Origin of the sequence: Pseudomonas sp. NPDC089407 (assembly GCF_044900445.1) — a bacterium.
Classification (GTDB): domain Bacteria; phylum Pseudomonadota; class Gammaproteobacteria; order Pseudomonadales; family Pseudomonadaceae; genus Aquipseudomonas.
In genome coordinates, this window is sequence record NZ_JBJDNB010000003.1 from 1 (window position 1) to 20,391 (window position 20,391).

Annotated in this window: 16 protein-coding genes; 5 read left to right on the top strand and 11 right to left on the bottom strand. The window is 66.2% G+C overall.

What is annotated here, in order from left to right; genetic code table 11:
- Nucleotides 1–187 precede the first annotated feature (187 nt).
- The 3 genes from ACI2KG_RS03265 to ACI2KG_RS03275 are packed head-to-tail and all read right to left on the bottom strand — an operon-like array spanning nucleotide 188 to nucleotide 2,497.
- Nucleotides 188–964, bottom strand: coding sequence for an SDR family oxidoreductase (locus tag ACI2KG_RS03265; RefSeq protein WP_404660771.1), 777 nt, complete (start codon nucleotides 962–964; stop codon nucleotides 188–190).
- Nucleotides 965–997: 33 nt separating this feature from the next.
- Nucleotides 998–1,312: an NIPSNAP family protein gene (locus ACI2KG_RS03270; RefSeq protein ID WP_400621525.1), complete on the bottom strand. Its 315-nt coding sequence runs from the start codon at nucleotides 1,310–1,312 to the stop codon at nucleotides 998–1,000.
- 21 nt (nucleotides 1,313–1,333) lie between these two features.
- Nucleotides 1,334–2,497: an iron-containing alcohol dehydrogenase gene (locus ACI2KG_RS03275; protein WP_404660772.1), complete on the bottom strand. Its 1,164-nt coding sequence runs from the start codon at nucleotides 2,495–2,497 to the stop codon at nucleotides 1,334–1,336.
- A 265-nt stretch (nucleotides 2,498–2,762) separates the two neighbouring features.
- Here ACI2KG_RS03275 and ACI2KG_RS03280 point away from each other — a divergent pair, with 265 nt between their 5' ends.
- Entirely contained in the window at nucleotides 2,763–4,067 is a 1,305-nt protein-coding gene (locus ACI2KG_RS03280) for an MFS transporter (RefSeq protein ID WP_404660773.1), read from the top strand.
- Between the two features lie 65 nt (nucleotides 4,068–4,132).
- Here the strand turns inward: ACI2KG_RS03280 and ACI2KG_RS03285 are convergent, their stop codons facing one another.
- From ACI2KG_RS03285 to ACI2KG_RS03320, 8 genes are all read right to left on the bottom strand, one after another.
- Nucleotides 4,133–5,053, bottom strand: coding sequence for a LysR family transcriptional regulator (locus ACI2KG_RS03285; protein ID WP_404660774.1), 921 nt, complete (start codon nucleotides 5,051–5,053; stop codon nucleotides 4,133–4,135).
- A gap of 199 nt (nucleotides 5,054–5,252) precedes the next feature.
- Nucleotides 5,253–7,034, bottom strand: a complete 1,782-nt coding sequence (locus ACI2KG_RS03290) for a dipeptide ABC transporter ATP-binding protein (RefSeq protein ID WP_404660775.1) — start codon at nucleotides 7,032–7,034, stop codon at nucleotides 5,253–5,255.
- The gene (locus ACI2KG_RS03295) at nucleotides 7,031–7,858 is read right to left on the bottom strand and encodes an ABC transporter permease (protein WP_404660776.1); all 828 of its coding nucleotides are present in this window, start codon (nucleotides 7,856–7,858) and stop codon (nucleotides 7,031–7,033) included. The genes ACI2KG_RS03290 and ACI2KG_RS03295 overlap by 4 nt, the downstream gene beginning before the upstream one ends.
- A complete protein-coding gene (locus ACI2KG_RS03300) occupies nucleotides 7,851–8,927 on the bottom strand; it encodes an ABC transporter permease (RefSeq protein ID WP_404660957.1) in 1,077 nt (358 codons plus the stop codon). The genes ACI2KG_RS03295 and ACI2KG_RS03300 overlap by 8 nt, the downstream gene beginning before the upstream one ends.
- Nucleotides 8,928–8,973: 46 nt before the next feature.
- Complete coding sequence (locus ACI2KG_RS03305) at nucleotides 8,974–10,548, bottom strand: ABC transporter substrate-binding protein (protein WP_404660777.1); 1,575 nt, start codon at nucleotides 10,546–10,548, stop codon at nucleotides 8,974–8,976.
- A 10-nt stretch (nucleotides 10,549–10,558) separates the two neighbouring features.
- On the bottom strand, nucleotides 10,559–11,746 hold the full coding sequence (locus ACI2KG_RS03310; protein ID WP_404660778.1) for an LLM class flavin-dependent oxidoreductase: 1,188 nt from the start codon (nucleotides 11,744–11,746) through the stop codon (nucleotides 10,559–10,561).
- Between the two features lie 118 nt (nucleotides 11,747–11,864).
- Nucleotides 11,865–12,596, bottom strand: a complete 732-nt coding sequence (locus ACI2KG_RS03315; protein WP_404660779.1) for a class II aldolase/adducin family protein — start codon at nucleotides 12,594–12,596, stop codon at nucleotides 11,865–11,867.
- An 18-nt stretch (nucleotides 12,597–12,614) separates the two neighbouring features.
- On the bottom strand, nucleotides 12,615–13,676 hold the full coding sequence (locus ACI2KG_RS03320) for an ABC transporter substrate-binding protein (protein ID WP_404660780.1): 1,062 nt from the start codon (nucleotides 13,674–13,676) through the stop codon (nucleotides 12,615–12,617).
- A 352-nt stretch (nucleotides 13,677–14,028) separates the two neighbouring features.
- Between ACI2KG_RS03320 and ACI2KG_RS03325 the strand changes: the two genes are divergently transcribed.
- From ACI2KG_RS03325 to ACI2KG_RS03340, 4 genes are all read left to right on the top strand, one after another.
- Complete coding sequence (locus ACI2KG_RS03325; protein ID WP_404660781.1) at nucleotides 14,029–15,261, top strand: acyl-CoA dehydrogenase family protein; 1,233 nt, start codon at nucleotides 14,029–14,031, stop codon at nucleotides 15,259–15,261.
- Between the two features lie 91 nt (nucleotides 15,262–15,352).
- Nucleotides 15,353–17,128 (top strand): ABC transporter ATP-binding protein, encoded by a 1,776-nt coding sequence (locus ACI2KG_RS03330; RefSeq protein ID WP_404660782.1) that lies wholly within the window; start codon nucleotides 15,353–15,355, stop codon nucleotides 17,126–17,128.
- Entirely contained in the window at nucleotides 17,121–18,962 is a 1,842-nt protein-coding gene (locus ACI2KG_RS03335; protein WP_404660784.1) for an ABC transporter ATP-binding protein, read from the top strand. The genes ACI2KG_RS03330 and ACI2KG_RS03335 overlap by 8 nt, the downstream gene beginning before the upstream one ends.
- A 273-nt stretch (nucleotides 18,963–19,235) precedes the next feature.
- Complete coding sequence (locus ACI2KG_RS03340) at nucleotides 19,236–20,384, top strand: LLM class flavin-dependent oxidoreductase (RefSeq protein WP_404660785.1); 1,149 nt, start codon at nucleotides 19,236–19,238, stop codon at nucleotides 20,382–20,384.
- Nucleotides 20,385–20,391 lie beyond the last annotated feature (7 nt).

Here is a 20,391-nt window from a genome sequence, read left to right on the forward strand (position 1 = left end):
CGGATTCAAGCCATGCGCCATATTGTGGGAGCCTGGCTTGCCGGCGATGGGCCGCAACGCGGCCCCAAATTGCTTAACTGACCGGCATTAGGGCATGCCCGTGAACACCGGCGCAGCCGGTGCCATGCACCGCGCTGGATTCTTCGCGGCTAAAGCCGCTCCCACAGGGTATTCAACCTGGGCGGATTCAGAAGGTGCCGGGATACGCCCCGCCATCGATCAGCAGGTTCTGCCCGGTGATGTAGCCGGCATGTGCACTGCACAGGAACGCGCAATACGCACCGAACTCGCTGGCATCGCCAAAGCGCGCCGCTGGAATGGCCTTGCGCCGGGCTTGGGCAGTGACCTGCACATCACCACCTGCTGCCTTCAGCGTCTTTTGCAACCGCGCGGTATCAAACGCCCCTGGCAACAGGTTGTTCAGCGTGACATTGCTGCCCGCCAAGCGCTGTTGCCGGGCCAGGCCGGCTATGAAACCGGTCAGGCCGCTGCGGGCACCGTTGGACAACCCAAGGATGTCGATCGGTGCCTTGACTGCACCGGAAGTGATATTCACCACCCGCCCGAAACCCCGCGCGGCCATGCCATCGACCACTGTCTTGATCAACTCGATAGGCGTGAGCATGTTGGCGTCCAGCGCCTTCAGCCAGTCTTCACGCCCCCAGTCACGAAAGTCCCCCGGTGGCGGGCCGCCGGCGTTATTGACCAGAATGTCGACCTGCGGGCAGGCAGCCAGCAGCGCCTGGCGCACCTCGGCGTCGGCAACATCACCGGCCACGGTGCGTACTTCGATGCCCGGGCAGGCGGCGCGCAATTCGGCAGCGGTCTGCTCCAGGGTGGCCTGGGTGCGGGCATTGATGACCAGGTTGACACCTTCTTTGCCCAGCGCCTCAGCGCAGCCTTTGCCCAGGCCCTGGCTGGCCGCGCAGACAATGGCCCAGCGGCCGCTAATGCCTAGATCCATAGGGTTGCTCCTTGATGCAATACGGTTACAGGGTCACTGGATGGGTGAGAACGCGGCAGGCATCAACAGTTTCGACTCCATCCGCACCAGCATCGGGAACGCCACGGGAATGAAGCGCTCCAGCCAGTCCGCATCGCGGTAAAGGGCGGCGCGGCGTTCGATGCGCGCGTCAAGGCTCTCATAGGCCCAGATATGCACGACCTGGTTCAGCTCGCCAATCTCGGTGTACCACCAGCCCACCAGCTTGGCGTAGCGCGAGATCACCGGCAAGCCTTCCTTTTCAAAGTGTTCCAGGTACTGCTTCATCTTGCCGATGTGCAGGGTGTAGGTACGCATTTCATAAAACATGGTCGTGGTTCCGCTTCAGGTTCAGAGGTTGCCGTGATAGGCATCGGTGATCAGGCGCTCGACATCGTGCGCCGTGGTCAGCCGTGGGTTGACCAGCACATTGCCGCTGCGCATCGAGTCGCTGACCATCTGCGGCAAAAACTCCAGGTCCACGCCCAGCTCTCGGATGGTCGCGGGGATGCCAATGGCATGGTTCAACGCCACCACTGCGTCCACGGTGCGCGCTGCGGCCTGCTCCAGGCTGAGCCCGGCAACATCGGCGCCCAGGGCGATGGCGATGTCGCGAAAACGCTCCGGGCAGGCTGGCAGGTTGAACTTGATCACGTAGGGCAGCAGCGCGGCGTTGGCGATGCCATGGGGGATGTTGAACACCCCGCCGAAGGTGTGGGAAATGGCGTGTACGTTGCCCAGTTTGGATTGCGAGAACGCCACCCCGGCCAGGAACGAGCCCAGCAGCATCTGCTCGCGGGCAACCCTGTCTGTACCCACGAAGTAGGTCTTCTCCAGGCTGGCGGCGATCATGCGAATCGCCTGCAGGGCCATGGCCTGGCTGATCGGATTGGCCTGGCGCGACACGTATGACTCAATGGCATGGGTCAGCGCATCCATGCCGGTGGCAGCAGTGATGGCTGCGGGCAGCTTCAGGGTCAGCGCCGGGTCGAGGATGGCCAGGCGCGGGAACAACCGCGGGCTGACGATGACGGTCTTGAACAACGTGCGCTTGTTGGTGAACACGGTCGACGCCGTGCATTCACTGCCGGTGCCCGACGTGGTCGGAATGGCGAAGATCGGCAGTGGCGGCTGCGCCAATTTGTCGTAGCCCTCGTAATCGAGGATGTTGCCGGGGTTGGTGGCCATCGCCGCCACACCCTTGGCGGTGTCGATGCTGCTGCCGCCGCCTACGCCGATCACCGCCGTGCAGCCGCGCTGTTTGAGCAGCGCCACCGCAGCATCCAGCACATCGGTGCTGGGGTTGGCTTCAACCGCCGAGAACAGTTGATAGTCGATACCCGCTTGCTCCAGCGAAGCGAAGAAGCCCGCAAGGATGCCGGCATCGATCAGGCCCTGGTCGGTCACCACCAGCAGCGGGCCGTCAAGGTAGCGCTTGAGCAGCGCACCGGCCTGGTCGGCAAGGCCCGCGCCGCATTTGGCAATGGTCGGGAAATGGAACTGGAATTGGCTCATGAGGGGTCCTCAGGCAACTGCGTTGTTCTTGTTGTGCCCACCGTGACGCTGGCGGGCCGTGCCGGGGCAATCTAGAGCGCAGGCCGGGGCCACCGATAATGAAAAGAGCTGATCCGCCAATAACCCCTGCTTATCCCCCGCAAGGCAATAAGCAGGCGTTATTGGCGGATCAGCTCTTTTCATTACCCGCCCTGCCGGCAGTGCTCCAACAATCGGCCTGCGTAGCCACTACGCCTCCCGATAATCACAACAACGAGCTCCTGCGATGAAGACCTCACCCTCCCCGTCTGCCCTGGCGCTGCCTGCTGCAGCACCGATGACCACGGTGCGCTGGCGCATCTTCCTGATCCTGTTGCTGCTGACCGCAATCAACTACATCGACCGCGCCTCGCTGTCGGTGGCACTGCCGCTGATTGCCCCCGAGTTCGACCTGACGCCGGCCATGGAGGGGCTGATGCTCAGTGCCTTCTTCTGGTCCTATGCGCTGATGCAGATCCCCGGCGGCATGCTGCTGGACCGCTTTCACACCCGCGGCATCATCGGTGCAGCCACCGTGGCCTGGGGCTTGTTCCAGGCGCTGGGCGCGGCCTCGCACAACTGGCTGGTACTGCTGCTGACGCGCATCGGGCTAGGCGTGGCTGAGTCGCCAATCATGCCGGCTGGGGCCAAGCTCAATGGTGCCTGGCTGACACCCAACGAGCGCGGCCGCGGCGCAGTGCTGGTGGATGGTGGCGCACCACTGGGCAGTGCCCTGGGGGCGATCCTGATATCCGGCCTGATCGCCTGGCTAGGGTCGTGGCGCCTGGCGTTCGTGGTGGCCGGCGTTGGCACGGTGCTGGCCGGCATCCTCGCGTACCGGTATATCCGCAACCACCCCAGCGAGCACCCCGGGGTGAACCAAGCCGAACTGCGCCATATCACCGAAGGCAACGCCAGTGCCCATGCCGCCGCGGCCAAGGCCAGCCTGCCACTGCGCGAGCTGCTCAAAGACCGTTCGATCTTTGCCATGTTCGCCGGCTACAGCTGCATCTTGGCCGTTTTCTACGGTTTGCTGACCTGGATGCCCAGCTACCTGCACAAAGCTCATGGCCTGAACATATCGGCCATGGGTGGCGCAACTTTCCTGATCTTCATGTGCGGGTTTGTCGGCGAGCTGATCGGTGGCTGGATCGGTGACCGCTGGCGCGCCAGCGGTGCCTCGCCCAACCTGGTAATGCGCAGCATGTTCAGCGGCTCGGCGCTGGTGGCGGCGGTGTGCATCCTGGCGGCGGCCTATGTGGGCGAAACCGTTGCGGTGATCAGCCTGCTGTGCGTGGCGATGTTTTTCATTCGCTGGTGCGGCATGTACTGGTGCCTGCCGGCGATTATTGGCGGGCCGTCGCGCACCGGGGTGCTGGGCGGTACGATGAACTTCTGCGGCAACATGGCCGGGGTGCTGGTGCCCATCGTGATCGGGCTGATCGTTCAGTACACCGGGGACTACTTCTATGCACTGATCTTCTTTGTTATCGCAGCGGCGTTGATTGCGCTGTTTTCGAGCTTGATCGATTACCGTGAGCGGCAGTTCTGAACTTGAGTCGGTCGGGGCTGCCTTGCAGCCCATCGCCGCGATTCGTCGGCACGACAAGCCAGGCCTCAATCGGCCGTCAATTCTTCCACCAGCAACCGCGCTGCCGGCGACAGCGGCGCGGCCACCCGATGCACGATGCCAAAAGGCTCGCTCAATGCTCGCAGCTTTACCGCCAACGACACCAGCAAGCCGCGCTGCTGGGCGAAGGCAGCTACCGCGCTGGGGATGACCGCCACCAATGTCGGGTCGTCTTGCAGCAGCATGAAGGTGGCAAAGGTGGAAAACGTCTCCAGGGGATAGCGCGGCACTTCGACCCCTGCTTCGCTCAACTCGCGCTCCAGCGCCTGGCGCATGGGCGTGTTGGCCGGGTAGACCACCCAGCGGTACTGGCTCAGGTCGCCGACCTCCAATGCCTTGGCCCCGGCCAGCGGATGCTGCGGGTGGGCGACGACCGCCAGCGGCTCCTGGGCCAGCTCGACAAAGGCATAGTCCGCAGCGTTGCGGCCCAGGTTTGGCCGGCAGATAGCCAGATCGAGGCGCCCCTCATCCAGTTTGGCCAACAGGTTGGCGCTGGTATTCTCGGCGATTTCCACCGCCAGCTGCGGCTGCTTGCGGCGCAAGCGCCCCAAGGCACTGACCAGCGTCGGCATGGCGCCCATGATGCTGCCAACCGCCAGCCGCCCACCCTGGCCCTGGACGATGCCAAGCACCTCTTCGCGCAAATGCCCCAGGTCACTGTGGATCAGCCGCGCATAACGCACTACGCAGCGGCCTACGTCATTGGCCACCAGGCCACTGGGCTGGCGCTGGAACAAGGCAACCCCCAGCACCTCCTCTACTTCGCGCAAAGCCTTGGTTGCCCCAGGCTGGGAAATGGCCATGGCTTCGGCCGCCTTGTGCAGTGAGCCGCAGCGGTCAAGTTCGATCAACAAACGCAACTGGCGCAGGCGCAGGCGGGAGAAAATGGAGTCCAGGGAAGGAATCATCAGGCAGCTCGGCATTGGTTTTGTAATGCCGAGCACTATAGAGGGTCGTCAACCGGCGATTGTTGAGTTTGCGGCAAATGACCTTTGAACTGAGGGCATGCATGGTGCATGGCTCGGGCTAAACGCTGGCGCGTAAATCGAGCGCCGCGCGGGCGGCGCTCGATCTCACAGGCGCCAAACCTCTTCAGACAAACAAACATCAAACCCCGTCAAGGCTAGGCGAATGCGCCACCAGGTTGCGGGTATAGGCATCCGTCGGCCGCTCCAGCACCTGCCCGGCACTGCCCTGCTCCACCACCTGCCCCTGGCGCAACACCAGCACGCGGTCGGCAATTGCCCGCACCACACCCAGGTCATGGGTGACAAACAACAGGGTCAAACCCTCGCCCTGCAAACGCCGCAGCAAGGCCAGGATCGACGCCTGCACCGACACATCCAGCGCCGAGGTGATCTCGTCGCACACCAGCAACTTCGGCTCGCAGATCAACGCGCGGGCAATCGCCACGCGCTGCCGCTCACCCCCGGAGAGCCCCTGTGGGTATAGGTCCGCGACCCGCGCCGGCAACGATACCCGCTCCAGCACCGCCTCGACCCGTTGCCGGGCCAGGGCACCGCGCAGGCCAAAAAAATGCGCCAATGGCGTGCTCAAGGTTTGCCCGACCGTCTGCCGCGGGTTCAGAGCCCGGTACGGGTTCTGGAACACATACTGGACCTGGTGCCGCAACCGTGCAGCACGCTGGCGGGCAGCAAAGGCCAGTGGTTGCCCGGCATAGCGCAACTGTCCCTGCACATTCTCGCCCAGCCCGGCAATCGCCCGGGCCAGGCTGGTCTTGCCCGAACCGGACTCACCGACCAAGGCCAGGCACTCACCCTCCCGCACCTGCAGCGAAACGTCGAATAACACCTGGCGGTCATAGGCGACATCCAGGCCCTGCACTTCCAGCAGCACGGCACCCACCACTGCGGGGGGTGTTTCGATCGCCGTCGACTCCAGGGCAGCAGGCTCCAGCTGTGGCAGCAGGCACGCTACCTGATGGCCGCCCCGGTGCTCCCGCAACGCCGGTTCCAGCACCGAGCACTGCGCCCGGCGCTGGCCGCACCGCGGGGCAAAGGCGCAGCCATGCGGGCGTTGCCCCGGTGCTGGCGCATGCCCGGGCAGCGCTTGCAATGGCTTGCGCCGGGCAATGTCGGGAATGGCCGCGAGCAGGGCGCGGGTGTAGGGATGCGTTGGGGCGCGGAACAGCGCGTCACGGCCGGCCACTTCCACCAGGCGCCCGGCGTACATCACCATCACCCGGTCGACCAGGTCGCGCACCACTGCCAGGTCATGGGTCACGTACAGCGCCGCCACCCCCTGGTCACGGCACAACTGCTTGAGCGTCTGCAGCACATGCGCCTGGGTGGTGACGTCCAGTGCGGTGGTGGGTTCGTCGAGCACGATCAGCGTTGGCCGCAAGACAAACGCCAGCGCCAGCATCACCCGCTGTTGCTGCCCACCAGACAACTGGTGCGGGAAGCGCCGCAACAACGCTTCATCATCAGGCAAGCCGACCGCTACCAGGGTTTGCGCAATACGCTGGCGCGATGCCTCCGGCGACAAGCCCGGCAGGTGCGCCAGCAGGGTTTCGCGCAGCAAGGCACCGATGCGCAACGCCGGGTTCAGCGCCGTTGCCGGGTCCTGGGCGACATAGCCGACCAGCCCGCCACGGGCCAGGCGCAGGGCCTCGCCTGCCAGTTCGAGCAGCGGCTGCCCCGCCACGGCCACTTGGCCGCCGACAATGCGCGCGCCCTGTCGGGCATGGCGCAACAACGCCGTGGCCAAGGTGGTCTTGCCCGAACCGGACTCACCGACCAGGCCCACGATTTCGCCTTCCGCCAGGCTGAAGGACACGTCGGCCAGCACATCGACCTGCCCCGCCAGCTCCACCCGCAGGTCACTGACCCGCAACACTTCACTGGCAACCTTCAATGGCGCATTCATGGCTGCTTCTCCCCGATCCGGGCACTGGCCCGGCCAATGCCTTCGGCCAGGATGTTGGTGCCATAGGCAAACACCCCGATCAGCAGTGCCGGTGCCAGCACCGCCCATGGCTGCACCAGCAGCCCGGCCTGGTTTTCATTGATCATCAAGCCCCAGTCGGCAGCCGGTGGCGCTACCCCGTAACCGAGGAAACTCAAACCCGACAACATGCCCACCGCCCAGGTCAGCATGTTGCCGAAGTGCACCAGCAACGGCGTGAGGATGTTCGGCAAAATCTCTTGAAAGAGAATGCGCCAACGCGGGTAACCCATCATCTGCGCCGCCTCGACAAACTCCTGCCCGGCCACCGCCACCGCACTGCCACGGGCCAGGCGAATCACCCCGGGGGTGAAGGCAATGGCCACAGTCAGCACGATCAACCAAGGCGCCCGACCCAGCATGGACACGATCAGCAACACCAGGATCAGGTCGGGAAACGCCAGCGACACATCGGCCGCCCAACTGATCGCCTGGTCCAGGCGCCGCCGCGAGAACCCGGCCAGCAGGCCCAGGCTGCCGCCAACCAGCAAGGCCAGGGTGGCCGCTGCAAGTGACATCCACAGTACCGACAGGCCGCCACTGAGCAGCCGCGACAAGAGGTCGTGGCCGAGAAAGTCATGCCCCAGCGGTGCCCCGGCAGCCGGTGGCCCATACACCGGCCCGACCATCGCCGTGGGCGCATGCGGTGCCAGCCAGGGACCGAGCACGGCCAACAATGTCACCAGCAAGGTAATCACCGCACCCCGACGGATCTGCGGGTCGGCCAGCCAACGGGAATCAGTCATGGGTCGCCTCCTGGGCAGGGGTGCTGCGCGCCCGCCGCCACCATGGCCGGATGCCACGGCGGATACGGCGGATCATCCGCACGCGGCGGGCGGTGCGCAGTTTGGGGGTAAGCAATACGGTCAGCAGGTCGGCCAGCAGGTTGATCAACACCACCGCCAAGGTGATGACCAGCACCACGCCCTGGATCATCGGCAGGTCACGCATCTGGATCGCCGCATTCAGCGCCGTGCCGATGCCCGGGTAGCTGAAGATCACCTCGGCCAACAGCGCACCGCCGACCAGCGTGCGCAAAGTCAGCGCCACACCCTGGATTGCCGGGGTCAGGGCGTTGGGCAAGGTGTGCCGCCAGACGATGCGCCGCTCGGGGATGCCACGCAGGCGCGCCGCAATCACATACTCGGACTCCAGCGCCTCGATCATCGATGCCCGCACCATGCGCGTAAGGTACGGCAGTGCCGACAGGCTCAGCGCCACCACCGGCAATACCAGCGACGGCCACTGGCGCCACAACGCCAGCTGCGGGTCGAGGATCGACACCGCCGGCAGCCAGCCCATGCCCGGCATGGAGAACAGCAGCACCAGGCCGATGGCCAGCAGAAAACCCGGTGTGGCCTTGAGCAGGATCAACGCTGACAGCCCCCAGCGGTCCAGCCGGCTGTCACGGCGCAGGGCCAGGCTCACCCCCAGCAGCAGCGCCACTGGCACCACCAACGCCAGCACCCCGGTCAGCAAGGCCAGGGTATGGCCCAGGCGGCCGAACAGCAGCTGCGCCACCGGCACCTGGGAGTCCAGCGAAACACCCAGGTCGCCGCGCAACGCCGCGCCCAGCCAGCGCAGGTACTGCAGCAGGATCGGCTGGTCGAGGCCCAGTTGCCGTTGCAGGGTGAGGATGCTTTCCAGCGGCGCATCCGGGCCGAGAATCACCCGTGCCGGGTCCGAGGGCAGCGCCTGGGTGGCGATGAACACCACCAGGCTGATCACCCAGGCGGTGAGCAGCCCATAGCCGAGGCGACCGATGAACCAGGCCAGCCAGGCCGGTGTGCGCGGGGTGTGAGGGGTGTGCGGGATGTGCGGGGTGTGCGGGGTGTGCGGGGTGTGCGGGGTGTGCGGGGTGTCAGGCATTGGGGTTCAACCAGAGTTCGTCGAAGCGCCAGGAGGCGAAGGTGGTCTGTTCCGGGGCCAGCCCGCCGACCTTGGCCGACGCGGCATCGAGCACGTCGGAGAAGCCCCAGATCAGTAACCCGCCCCGTTCGTGCTGGATGGCCTGGGCTTCGTGTACCAGGGCCTTGCGCTGCGCAAGGTCGGGCTGGGCCAGGGCCTGCCGGAACAGTTCGGTAAAGCGCGGGTCATGGAAATTGCTGCGGTTGTAGATGGCTTGCGGCGCATCGTTGTGCAGCGCCGAAGCCAAAAAGCCGCGCGCTGGGGTCGAGCCCGGCGACAGCTGCCACTGCTCGCGGTGCGGGCCATTGAACACCGAGCCGTCGACCTGGCTGACCTTCACCTGCACCCCGGCTTTCAAGGCCTGCTGGGCAAACACCAGCGCTGCGTTGACACCCGGCCCGGGCGTGGTGGTGAGCTCGACGCGCAGGTCGCTGTGCCCGGCCTGGCGCAGCAGCGCACGGGCCTGGTCGAGGTCGTACGGGCGCTGGGCAATGACGTGGTTGTAGGTAGGGTCGTGCGGCGAATACAGGTCGTTGGCGACCCGGCCAAAGCCGTTCAGCCCACGCGCCACCAGTTCCTGGCGGTCGGCCAGCAGGCGAAACGCCTGGCGCACGCGCACATCCTGGAACGGTGCCTTGGCCAGGTTCAGGTTGAAGCCGGTGAACGACGTGGTGGGCGAGGCGTACAGGCGCAGCCGTGGGTCGGCCTTGAGCAGTGCGCTGTGTTCGGCCTGCACGCCACTGGCCACGTCGATCTGCCCGGCGCGCAAGGCTGCGGCCCGCGACACCTGGTCCTTGAATTCGATGATTTCCAGCTCATCGGCATAGGGCTGGTTGGGCTTGTAGTAGTTTTCGAAGCGGGTGTAGAACGAGCGCTGGCCGGGGATGAAGCTTTTCAGCCGGTACGGCCCGGCGCCGACCGGGTTGGTCACCGGGTGGTAATCGGTCGGTACGATGCCGCCGAAGCTGATCAGTGTTTCATCCAACGGGTAGAAGCTCTGCCCCTGCTTGAAACGGATCTCGAGGGTGCGCTCATCCAGCTTGCGCAACGCCTGCCGATCGATGGCACCGACCAGCCCGGCAAATGGCGAGGCCAGTTGCGGGTCGGTCAGGCGCAGGATCGAGAACAGCATGTCATCGGCGCCGATGGTTTTGCCGTGGTGGAACTCCAGGCCAGGCTTCAGGCGGATGGTCCAGGCACTGGCATCGGCGTTCGGCTCGGCGAATTCGGCCAGAGCCAGGCGCGTGCTGACATCGGCGTTCCATTCCCAGAACTTGGCGTACAGCGCCCAGCCGCGGATAATCCCGCCGCCAACCGGTTTGTGTGCATCGAGGTTGCCGGCCTGGTCGCCATCGATAATGCCTACCCGCAGGCGCCCGCCGCGCACCGGCGTGCCCGGCAGCACCGCACTTGTAGCGGCCGGCGCACCGCTGTCGCAGCCACTGAGCAGCCCGCCGCCGAGCAGCAGGCTGCCACCCACGGCCAGGCTGTTGCCGAGAAACACCCGGCGCGAAAACAGCTCGCTCATTGCCCTCTCCTTACGCCGGTTGCGCCACGCGCGGCGTGCTCGCCGCACCCAGCTGCGGCACTTCGAAACCATGGTCCAGGTCCAGCAGCGGGAACAGCAGGTCGGCCACCCGGTGCGCCTCGTCGATCAGCGGGAAACCCGAGAGAATGAACGCCGAGGTGCCGTGGGCTTCGTACTCGCGGATGCGCTCGGCAACCTGTTCGGCGCTGCCGACCAGGTAGGTACCGGCAGCCGGGCCGAGGATGTTGAAGCCGAACAGGCTGGGGCCCAGCCAGACATTGGGATAGATCTCCAGCTCGCGCGCCGTGGGCAGGCGCCCGGCGCGAATGCTGTCGAGGTTGCGCTGGATGCGCGGGTCATCGCTGACGTAGCTTTCCAGCGTTTGCCCAGGTGGCAACTGGCGCTCGATGGCAGCGCGGGCGGTGGCCAGCGAGGTACGCTGCAACAGGCGCTCGGCGTGGGCCCAGGCTTCTTCTTCGGTCTCGCGCACGATCACCTGCAGGCGCGTGCCATAGGTCAGTTCGCGGCCAATCTTCGCCGCCTCGGCCGCCACCCGGCGGAACTTGTCGCCCAGTTTTTGCGGGGTGTCGGCGAAGCTCAGGTAAACGTCCAGCAGTTGCACCGAGTGGGCCACGCCAGGTGCCGAAGTGCCGGCGCCCCACAGCGGGATACCGGGCTTTTGCTTCGGCGGGTGCCAACCGCCCAGCGGGTGGCTGGCTGCCGCTGGCGAGCGTGGTGCGAGCTTGACGTAGCGGCCGTCATAGCCGGCGGTTTCACCGGCGTAGATGCGCTGGAAGGCGCGCCAGTATTCCAGGCTGAAATCGTAGCGTTCATCGTGCGGGTAATGCACGCCCAGGGTGGCCAGGCCGGCGTCGTTGCCGTTGACCACGTTGAACAGCAGGCGGCCGTTGGAGAACTGGTCGAAGGTAAGCGCCCACTTGGCCAGCACGGCCGGCGACAGCTCGCCCGGGTGCTGGGCAACCAGGAAGCGCAGGCGTGAGGTGGCGTCGATCAGCGCGGCCGATACGGCCAGGCTTTCATTGGGGCTGGAGCCGAGCAGCGAGCCGTAGAAACCCAGGCGGTCGGCGGCGATGGCCAGCTGCTTGAGGTGTTCGAAATCGGTGTGCCAGCGGCCTTCGGGTTCCCAGGGGTGGGGGCCGTCGGGGGTGGTGAGGTACCAGAGGATTTTTACTGCCATGGGGAGATGTCCATTTTATGAGAGAGGTGCAGGGGTTGTGGGTATCGGGGCTGCTTTGCAGCCCATGTGGGAGCGGCCTTGTGCCGCGAATGGGCGCACAGCGCCCCCGGCAATCCGCTCAACTACGCCGATCAATACCTGGCACAAGGCCCAGCTCGCTCGCCCGCTCATACAGCCCGCTCATCTTCCACTGCTGGGTCAGCACCCCAGGCCCATAAGGCCGCGACCCACCGAGGGCATCGGCCAGCAACTGGATCTGCGCGCCCTCCTCCAGCAACAGGATGAACTCCGCCGTGGCCCGCAGCCCTTGCTTGCCCCACACCGTCGAGCCGCCGTTGGCTTCGAGAATCGCCAGGTTGAACGGGTTCTCGGCGATCTTGTCGAGGATGAAATCGACCTCGGCCTGGCGCCGGTCGATGTACACCGGCAGCTCGCGCGCCAGCTGGTAGCGCTGCACCGGCACGTAGTGGAAAGGCAAGGTGCGGTGGGTCTGGGCCCAGGCGCCGAGGTAGGGGCTGTGCACATGCGACACGGTGGTGATGTCGGCGTGGGTCTGGAACAGCTTGGTGTAACGGCCCAGGCCACCTTTGCCCTTGCCGACGATCACGTTGCCGGAAAAGTCGGTAACCGTGGCCTGCAACGGTTTGCGGTGGTTCCACGGCCCGCCGTAATTCACCGACACCAGCAGCTCTTCACCGGGCACACGCTCGATGAAACCCACCGTGCCATTGGCAGTGATGGTGTGGGTTTCGCGGAACACGCTGAACGCTGCTTCGGCTTCGGCCACTACCTGGTCGACGAAGGTTTGCAGTTCGGCAGTAACGGGGCGTTCGTGGATGAGTACGGTCATGGTCAGTCTCCAGAAAGGTCAGGCGCGGCGCTGGGCCAGCAGTTGGTGGGCAGCGTGCAGAGGCCGCGGGTCGACCCAGTCGGCAATGGCGAAATCGGCTTCGAGGAAGCCATGCAGGTAGAGGAAGTCTTTTTGCGTGCCAAGGAACGCCAGGCGCTGTTCGGACAGGTCTGGCGCCAAGGTGGTATGGAAGTCGCCACGGTAGGCTTCGGCGACGCCCTGGCTGCCGGCGCGGGTTTCTTCTTCGAGAATGCGGTTGAGCGCATCGCGGTTGCTGGCGGCCCACTCGGCGGCGCGCAAGGTCTGGGCAAGGAAGCGCACCACCAGGTCGAAGTGGGTGTCGAGCAAGTGCTGGTGCACGGTGATTGGCCGCGGCGTGCCGTTGTTGATGCGGTAGCGCGGGTCGGCCAGCAGGTCAAGGTCAACGCCGACCACCAGGCCCAGGCGGCGGGCCGCATCGGCGGCTGCCGCGCCCTTCACGTACACCGCATCGACTTCGCCACGGGCCAGGTAATCCAGCCCCGACCACAGCCGTTGCAGGCCCAGCTGCGGGGTGGCAGCGCCGCCCTGGTCGAGCAGGGCCACTTCCACCAGTTGCACGTCATCCAGGTGCAGCCCGGCCGAGGCCAAGGCGCCCTTGTAGCCGTGCAGGCTCATGGCGCGGGCAATGCTGCCGGGGCGGCTGTCACCCCAGGCCGGCAGGGCCAGTCGCTTGCCACGCAGGTCGGCGGCGCTGCGAATGCCCGAGTCCGGGCGAACCAGGATGGTTTGCCATTCCTCTATCCAGGTCAGGCCGATCAGCCGGCTGGGCGAGCCTGCAGCCCGAGCGGCCAGTGCCGGCACGTTGCCGCCTTCGCGGAACAGCCCGGGCAGTTGGTGATCGTAATGGTGGTGGCCCAGGTGGCGGGCCTCCTGCAAGGTCGAGACCGGCAGGCCGTCGGCGGCGAATTCCTGCTCCAGCCAGCCGAGTTTGTAGGCGATGCCCGAGGCGGTAGGCACCGGGCAGCGGGTAAACCAGATGCGCTCCAGGCCGGACAGGTCGTCTGCAGGGCGTTGTGCGGAAGCGGTTGCGAGGGTCATGGGGTGGCTCCTTGGGCGTCGTGCAAGCAGCATTGCAGTGTGCGTGCCAACCGCTGGAGGCCTTGAGTTACGTGGAGTTGGCTGTTGCGACGGGGGGCTGGGTGCTGGGCTGGGAACAGGATTGCGGGTGGGGTGCTGCCAGATCAGCAAGGAGGCTGCTGCTGGGGCAGCACAAGGTTGTGCAAGCCGCGCAGGATGGGCCCTGGCGCGGGGTGGCAGAGATATTGCTCAAGGGCTTGGGACCGCGGTGTGGCCATTCGCGGGTAAACCCGCTCCTACAGGGACCGTTGTAGGAGCGGGTTCACCCGCGAATCAGGCGCACTGGCCCTTACAGACAAACCGAGATCCCTCCATGAGCGCCATAGAACCCTCCCCCGCCCGCCGCCTGACCAGCGAAGCCGAGGCCATCGAAACCGCCCGCCAGGTCGCCGTGCAAATCGCCGAGCTGGCCGCCGACCCGCGCAACAACGGCCAACTGCCGCGCCGTCAGGCCGAGCTGCTGTCCAGCAGCGGCCTCACCGCCATCGCTGTACCCACCCAGTTCGGCGGCCTCGGCGCTTCGGTACAGACCGTGGTGGAAACCGTGCGCCTGATCTCCACCGCCGATGGTGGTGTCGGCCAGTTGCTGCAGATTCACAATGTGATGCTGCGCGGCATCTTTACCGGCTACCCCGACGAGGTCCGTGACCGGCTGATCGCCGACGTGCTCGCGGGCAAGCGCTTCGGCAATGCCTTGGCCGAAGTCGGCGGTAAGAACAAGTTCGCCCTCAAGACCCGTGTCGAGCACAACGCAGATGGCCAGTGGATACTTAACGGCAGCAAGTTCTACTCCACCGGCTCCTACCTGGCCGAGTGGATTTCGCTGACCGCTGCCAGCGAGGACGGTGGTGTCGGCGTGCTGCTGCATCGTGACACCCCAGGGCTGACCCTGGTCGATGACTGGCAGGCTTTCGGCCAGCAGCACTCAGTGAGTGGCACCGTCAACTTCGACAACATCGTGCTCGACGAACGCTACCTGACCCGCCGCAGCGGGCCGATGAAACGCACCGGCCTGACCTTTCCGCAGATCCTCCACGCCGCCATCGACACCGGCATCGCCGCGGGTGCCTTGCACGCTGCGGTCGAATACCTGCGCGAGCACGCCCGCGCCTGGGTGGAGAGCGGCGTCGAGCGCGCCAGTGACGAGCCGCATGTGATTCGCCAGGTGGGCGAATACGCCGTGGCGCTGCGTGGTGCCGAGTCGGTGCTGCGCGAAGCGGCGCGGGTATTCGACGAACACGAGCGCGACCCGGACAACAAAGTTTTGCAGGATGAGCTGATCCTGTCGGTGGCCACCGCCCGTGCCCATTCCGATGCGGCGTCGCTGAAGATCTCCAGCGATCTGTTCTCGTTGCTGGGGGCCAGCGCTTCGCTGAGCAAGTGGAACCTTGACCGCTTCTGGCGCAATGCCCGGGTGCACACCACCCACGACCCGATCCGCTGGCGGCTGCACAACGTCGGCAACTACTACCTGAACGGGGCCGACCCAGGGGAGTACACGGCGGTGCTCAATGCCAAGGAAAACCAGGGCGCTACACGTCGTTGATACGGGGGTTGGACGGGGGCGCTTTGCGCCCCTATCGCGACACAAGGCCGCTCCTACAAGGGGCGGTGCAGCATTCTGATCGAGCATTTACATGAACCACCCGCTTCTTCGGGCTTTAGCCATTTATCGTGAAATGCCCTGGCGCTTCGCGCTGGTCACGGCCTTGTACATTGCCGGCAACCTCGGCCTGGCCTGGCAACAGTGGCTGATCGGCCATGCTGTCGACGATGTCAGCACCGGCCGCGCCGTGCAGCGCCTGGCCGACGGCAGCCTGGACGCCCGCGTGGCCTGGCACTGGCTATGGCTGCTGCTGGCCATTGCCTTTGGTCGTGGCCTGCTGCAATATGCCGCCGCCGTGCTGTCACTGGTACTCAGCCAGGCCCTGCTCACGCGCCTGCGTGAGCGCATTCTCGACCAAGTACAGCGCCTGCACCTGGGCTACCACTGGGGCCATGGCATGGGCGAACTGGTCACCCGTACCACCCGCGATGCCGACAAGGTACGCGACGCACTGATCACCTTCTGGCGGCAGATCATCGAAACCCCACTTGTGGTGATCGCCGCCGTCGGCCTGCTGAGCTGGTACGACCCGTTGCTGGGCCTGGTGCCGTTGCTGCTGACCGGTGCCGGGTTGTGGCTGTTCGTCATACAGACCGACCGCCTGGTCAGCCTGGACCGCGCAGTAGGCACGGCCTATGACCAGGTCAGCCAGGACCTGGCCGAAGGCATCGGTGGTGTGCGGGTGATCAAGGCCTTCGGCCTGGAAAACCAGCGCATCACCCGCTTCGCCAGCCAGGTCGAGATGTTCACCGGCCATGCCCGCGCCGCCCTCGCCTACGCCAGTTCGCGCATCCCGCTGCCGCAGGCCGTGGTGGCGCTGGGGCATGTGTGGATCCTGGTCTATGGCGCCCACCGGGTGGCCGCAGGGGCGCTGGGCATCGGCGAGCTGGTCACTTCGCTGCTGGTAGCCACCACGCTGGTGTTCCGTATCGAAGGCATTGGCCGGGTGATGCAGACCTTTGCCGACGCCCGCGCCAGCGCCGAACGCATCTGGCAACTGCTGGACGAACGCCCGGCCATCGTCGGTGGCAAGGCCACCCTGCCCGCCGGGCCACTGGGGCTCAAGATGAACCAGGTACAGGTCAGTGCTGCCGAGGCTGACCGGCATATCCTGCGCGACTGTTCGCTGACCCTGCAACCCGGCGAGGTGGTGGCGCTGGTCGGCGCCACCGGTACCGGCAAGAGCCTGCTGGCCAGCCTGTTGCCGCGCCTGGCCGATGTGCAGCTCGGCAGCGTGCAGGTTGGTAGCGATGCCAGCGGCTGGCACGATGTACGCAACCTGGACCTCGCCGACCTGCGCCGCCGCGTGCAGGTGCTGCCGCAAGAAAGCTTTCTGTTCTCCGACAGCCTGGCCGCCAACCTGCGCCTGGCCGCGCCACAGGCCAGTGATGCCCAGTTGCGTGAAGCGCTGCGCCTGGCCGCCGCCGAGGATGTGCTGGAACGCCTGGCCCACGGCCTCGATACCCCGTTGGGCGACCGCGGCGTGACGTTGTCTGGCGGCCAGCGCCAGCGCCTGTGCCTGGCCCGGGCGCTACTGGCGGCGCCCGACATCCTCTGCCTGGACGACGCCACCAGCGCCCTGGACGCCTTGGGAGAACGCCAGGTGCTGCACAACATCCGTCGCCTGCACAGCGCAGGCGGCCAAGGCCCGACCTTGCTGCTGATTACCAGCCGGCTGTCCACCCTGCTGCTGGCCGACCGCGTGCTGATGCTGGAAAACGGCCGCATCAGCGCCAGCGGCAGCCATGCCGAACTGAGTGCCACCAACGCCCATTACCGAGACCTGCTGGGGATCGACCATGACTGATGTGCCGCACACCCCCGCCAGCGATATCGACATCGAACAACGCCTGGCCCGCCAGGCGCTGGACCGCGGCATGTTCCAGCGCCTGCTGCCGCTGTTGCGGCCGATTCGCCGGCAGATCCTGGCGGTGATCGGCATCGAATTGCTGCTGGTGTTTACCGTGTTCCTGCGGCCATGGTTCGTCCGCGAGCTGCTGGACAAAGGCCTGGTGCCCAATGCCGGGCACTGGCTGCTCGACGAGCGCCTGGTGCTGTGGCTGGGCCTGGGGCTGGCGGCGAGCTGGCTGGGGCGCTTCCTGCTGGCCGGGGTATCGCAGTTCATTGCCGGGCGCGCCGCGATCCGTGTGCTGAATGATTTGCGGGTGAAGGTATTCGCCCATGTGCAGGCGCTGTCGGTGAGCTACTTCGACCAGACCCGTGCCGGGCGCATCATCTCCCGCGCTGACCGCGACGTCGACGCGCTGGAGCCACTGCTGGTACAAGGCCCGCCGGAGCTGCTCGGGGCCTTGCTGCGCTGCGGCCTGGCGGCAGTGATGCTGTGGCGTATCGAACCCGGCTTTTTCTACAGCCTGGCCGCCACCGTGCCGTTGCTGGCCGTGGCCACCTGGCGTTTCAAGCGGGTCTCGCAGCGCAACTGGGCCAACGTGGCCGAGCAACGCAGCCGCTTCACCGCGCACCTGGTGGAAAGTGTCAGCGGCGTGCGGCTGATCCAGCAATGCGGGCAGCAGCAACGCAACCAGGCACGCTACCGGCGCCTGCTGGAAGACTTCAACCAGGCGCTGATCCGCGGCAGCCTGCGCGCCGGCTGGTTCGCCCCTTTCACCGCACTGTTGAGTACTGCTGGCATGGCGGTATTGCTGCTGGTGGGTGCCCATGGCCTGGCCGAAGGCAAGGTCAGCGTGGGCCAGGTGGCCGAAAGCCTGTTCTACGTGTTCCTGTTCCTTGGCCCGCTGCAGGAGTTGTCGGACCTGTTCGAACGCTACGCCACCGGCAGTGCTTCGGCGCAGCGTATTTTCCTGCTACTCGACACCCGCCCACAGGTGCTGGACCCGCCAGCGCCACAGGCACTGGCCAGGGCACGTGGCCAGGTCGACTTCGACCGCGTCGGTTTTGCCTATGCGCCGAACAGCCCACGGCCGGTGATCGACGGGCTCGACCTGCACATCCGCGCCGGCGAGGTACTGGCCATTGTCGGCCCCTCGGGGCATGGCAAGAGCACCCTGGTGCAGTTGCTGACGCGCTTCTACGAGGTGCAGCAGGGCGCCGTGAAACTGGACGGTATCGACCTGCGCGCACTGGCCCAGCATGACCTGCGGCGTAACGTGGGCGTGGTGCTGCAGGACAACGTGCTGTTCAGCGGCAGCATTCTTGACAACCTGCGCCTGGCCGCACCTGCTGCCAGCGATGCCCAGCTGATCGCCGCCGCCCGCGAGCTGGGCGCCGACGAAGTGCTGGAACGCCTGCCACAGCGCTACCACAGCGAAGTCGGCCCGCTGGGCGCGCACCTGAGCCATGGCCAGCGCCAGCTGGTGTGCCTGGTGCGCGCCTACCTGGCCGACCCGGCAGTGCTGGTGCTGGACGAGGCCACCTCGGCGGTGGACGTGCACACCGAGCGACGCATCCAGCGCGCCCTGCGCCGGCTGTGCCAAGGGCGGACGGCGATTATCATCGCCCATCGCCTGGCGACCATTCGGGATGCTGACCGGATTGCCGTGGTAAAGCATGGGCGTGTAGTGGAGCAAGGGGCGCATGCCGAGTTGATGGGCCAGGGTGGGGCGTATTCAGCGCTATATGAAGCGTACCTGCGCAGTGCCGGGGAGGTTGCCGCCGAGGCATGACCTGAGGGCCCTATCGCCGGCAAGCCAGCTTCCACAGGATTTCCACTGCGCCAAAGGCGTGCGGGCTACCTGTGGGAGCTGGCTTGCCGGCGATAGGGCCAGTGCAGGCCGGCCCTGCTGCTGCCCCAACACCCACTGCTGCCCCACTGCTGCCACAGCAGCACCCCTGCTCCTGCCCAGCCCGCAAGCCCCCGCCCCACAGGCCCTGCGCCCCCATGGCACAGCCGTTGCACCACCCTCCCCACTCGCACACCTCCCCCTTCAGGAGCCCCCATGACCACCGAATTCTTCTGGCGCCTGCCCTTGGGCACCGACGGCCCGCAGCTGTCCACCGACCGCCATAATCGCGGCAACCCCGTGCACCGCGCCGGCAACATCGCCCCCGGCCGCCTGCCAGACGGCCAAGCCGATGGCTTCACCTACATCGACTACATCGCCCAGGTGGCCAAGGCCGCCGAACTGGCCGGTTTCGAGGGCGCGCTGCTGCCCACCGGCCCGGAGCCATGGATTGCCGCTGCCGCGCTGGCCCGGGAAACCCGGCGCATCCGTTTCCTGATCGCCTTCCAGGCCACCTGGACCCTGCCCGCCTATGCCGCCCAGCAGGCGGCCATCCTGCAGAACCTCAGCGGCGGTCGGCTGGACTGGAACATCATCACCGGCGGCAACCCGGCCAGCCAGCGCGCCAATGGCGACTTCCTCGAACATGACCTGCGCTACAAGCGCACCGGCGAGTTCCTCGACGTCATCCAGGGCCTGTGGACACAGGACAAATTCTCCTACGATGGCGATATCTACCGCCTGGAAAACGGCAGCCTGCCACCGGGCCTGCAGCATGAACGCAAGCCAGGGGTGTACTTTTCCGGCTTTTCCGATGCGGCATTGCAGGTCGCCGCGCGCCATGCTGACGTGTACCTGAACTGGGCCGAACCGATCGACAAGCTCAAGCCGCATATCGAGCAGGTGCGCGAGCTTGCTGACAAGCAAGGGCGCACGGTGCGCTTCGGTTTGCGCGTCGACCTGTTCGCCCGCGAAACCGAAGAGCAGGCCTGGCGTGAGCTGCGCCAGCAGTTCGAACGCCTGGAAGGCAAGGCCAGCAGCACCGCGAAGCATTTCGTGACCGGCTCCGACTCGGTCGGCGGCGCGCGTCAGGCGGCCTACCACCAGTACCTGCAAGGCTTCGACGAGCTGGTGCTGGCGCGCAACCTGTGGGCCGGTTTCGCCAAGGCCAAGCCCGGCCCGACGGTGGGCCTGGTGGGCAGCCACCAGCACATCGCCGAACGCCTGGCCGAGTACCGCGACGCCGGTTTCAGCACGTTCATCCTTGCCGCCAACCCGCACCTGGAAGAAGCCCTGCGCATCGGCCAGGAAGTGCTGCCGCTGGTTCAGCAGGCCGCCACCCCCCCTTTGCAGGCCAGCGCCTGACCCCGAC

Bases quoted from the DNA above. Each gene is read 5' to 3' on its own strand.
- ACI2KG_RS03265 (WP_404660771.1), bottom strand. From the start codon at position 964: ATGGATCTAGGCATTAGCGGCCGCTGGGCCATTGTCTGCGCGGCCAGC.
- ACI2KG_RS03270 (WP_400621525.1), bottom strand. From the start codon at position 1,312: ATGTTTTATGAAATGCGTACCTACACCCTGCACATCGGCAAGATGAAG.
- ACI2KG_RS03275 (WP_404660772.1), bottom strand. From the start codon at position 2,497: ATGAGCCAATTCCAGTTCCATTTCCCGACCATTGCCAAATGCGGCGCG.
- ACI2KG_RS03280 (WP_404660773.1), top strand. From the start codon at position 2,763: ATGAAGACCTCACCCTCCCCGTCTGCCCTGGCGCTGCCTGCTGCAGCA.
- ACI2KG_RS03285 (WP_404660774.1), bottom strand. From the start codon at position 5,053: ATGATTCCTTCCCTGGACTCCATTTTCTCCCGCCTGCGCCTGCGCCAG.
- ACI2KG_RS03290 (WP_404660775.1), bottom strand. From the start codon at position 7,034: ATGAATGCGCCATTGAAGGTTGCCAGTGAAGTGTTGCGGGTCAGTGAC.
- ACI2KG_RS03295 (WP_404660776.1), bottom strand. From the start codon at position 7,858: ATGACTGATTCCCGTTGGCTGGCCGACCCGCAGATCCGTCGGGGTGCG.
- ACI2KG_RS03305 (WP_404660777.1), bottom strand. From the start codon at position 10,548: ATGAGCGAGCTGTTTTCGCGCCGGGTGTTTCTCGGCAACAGCCTGGCC.
- ACI2KG_RS03310 (WP_404660778.1), bottom strand. From the start codon at position 11,746: ATGGCAGTAAAAATCCTCTGGTACCTCACCACCCCCGACGGCCCCCAC.
- ACI2KG_RS03315 (WP_404660779.1), bottom strand. From the start codon at position 12,596: ATGACCGTACTCATCCACGAACGCCCCGTTACTGCCGAACTGCAAACC.
- ACI2KG_RS03320 (WP_404660780.1), bottom strand. From the start codon at position 13,676: ATGACCCTCGCAACCGCTTCCGCACAACGCCCTGCAGACGACCTGTCC.
- ACI2KG_RS03325 (WP_404660781.1), top strand. From the start codon at position 14,029: ATGAGCGCCATAGAACCCTCCCCCGCCCGCCGCCTGACCAGCGAAGCC.
- ACI2KG_RS03330 (WP_404660782.1), top strand. From the start codon at position 15,353: ATGAACCACCCGCTTCTTCGGGCTTTAGCCATTTATCGTGAAATGCCC.
- ACI2KG_RS03335 (WP_404660784.1), top strand. From the start codon at position 17,121: ATGACTGATGTGCCGCACACCCCCGCCAGCGATATCGACATCGAACAA.
- ACI2KG_RS03340 (WP_404660785.1), top strand. From the start codon at position 19,236: ATGACCACCGAATTCTTCTGGCGCCTGCCCTTGGGCACCGACGGCCCG.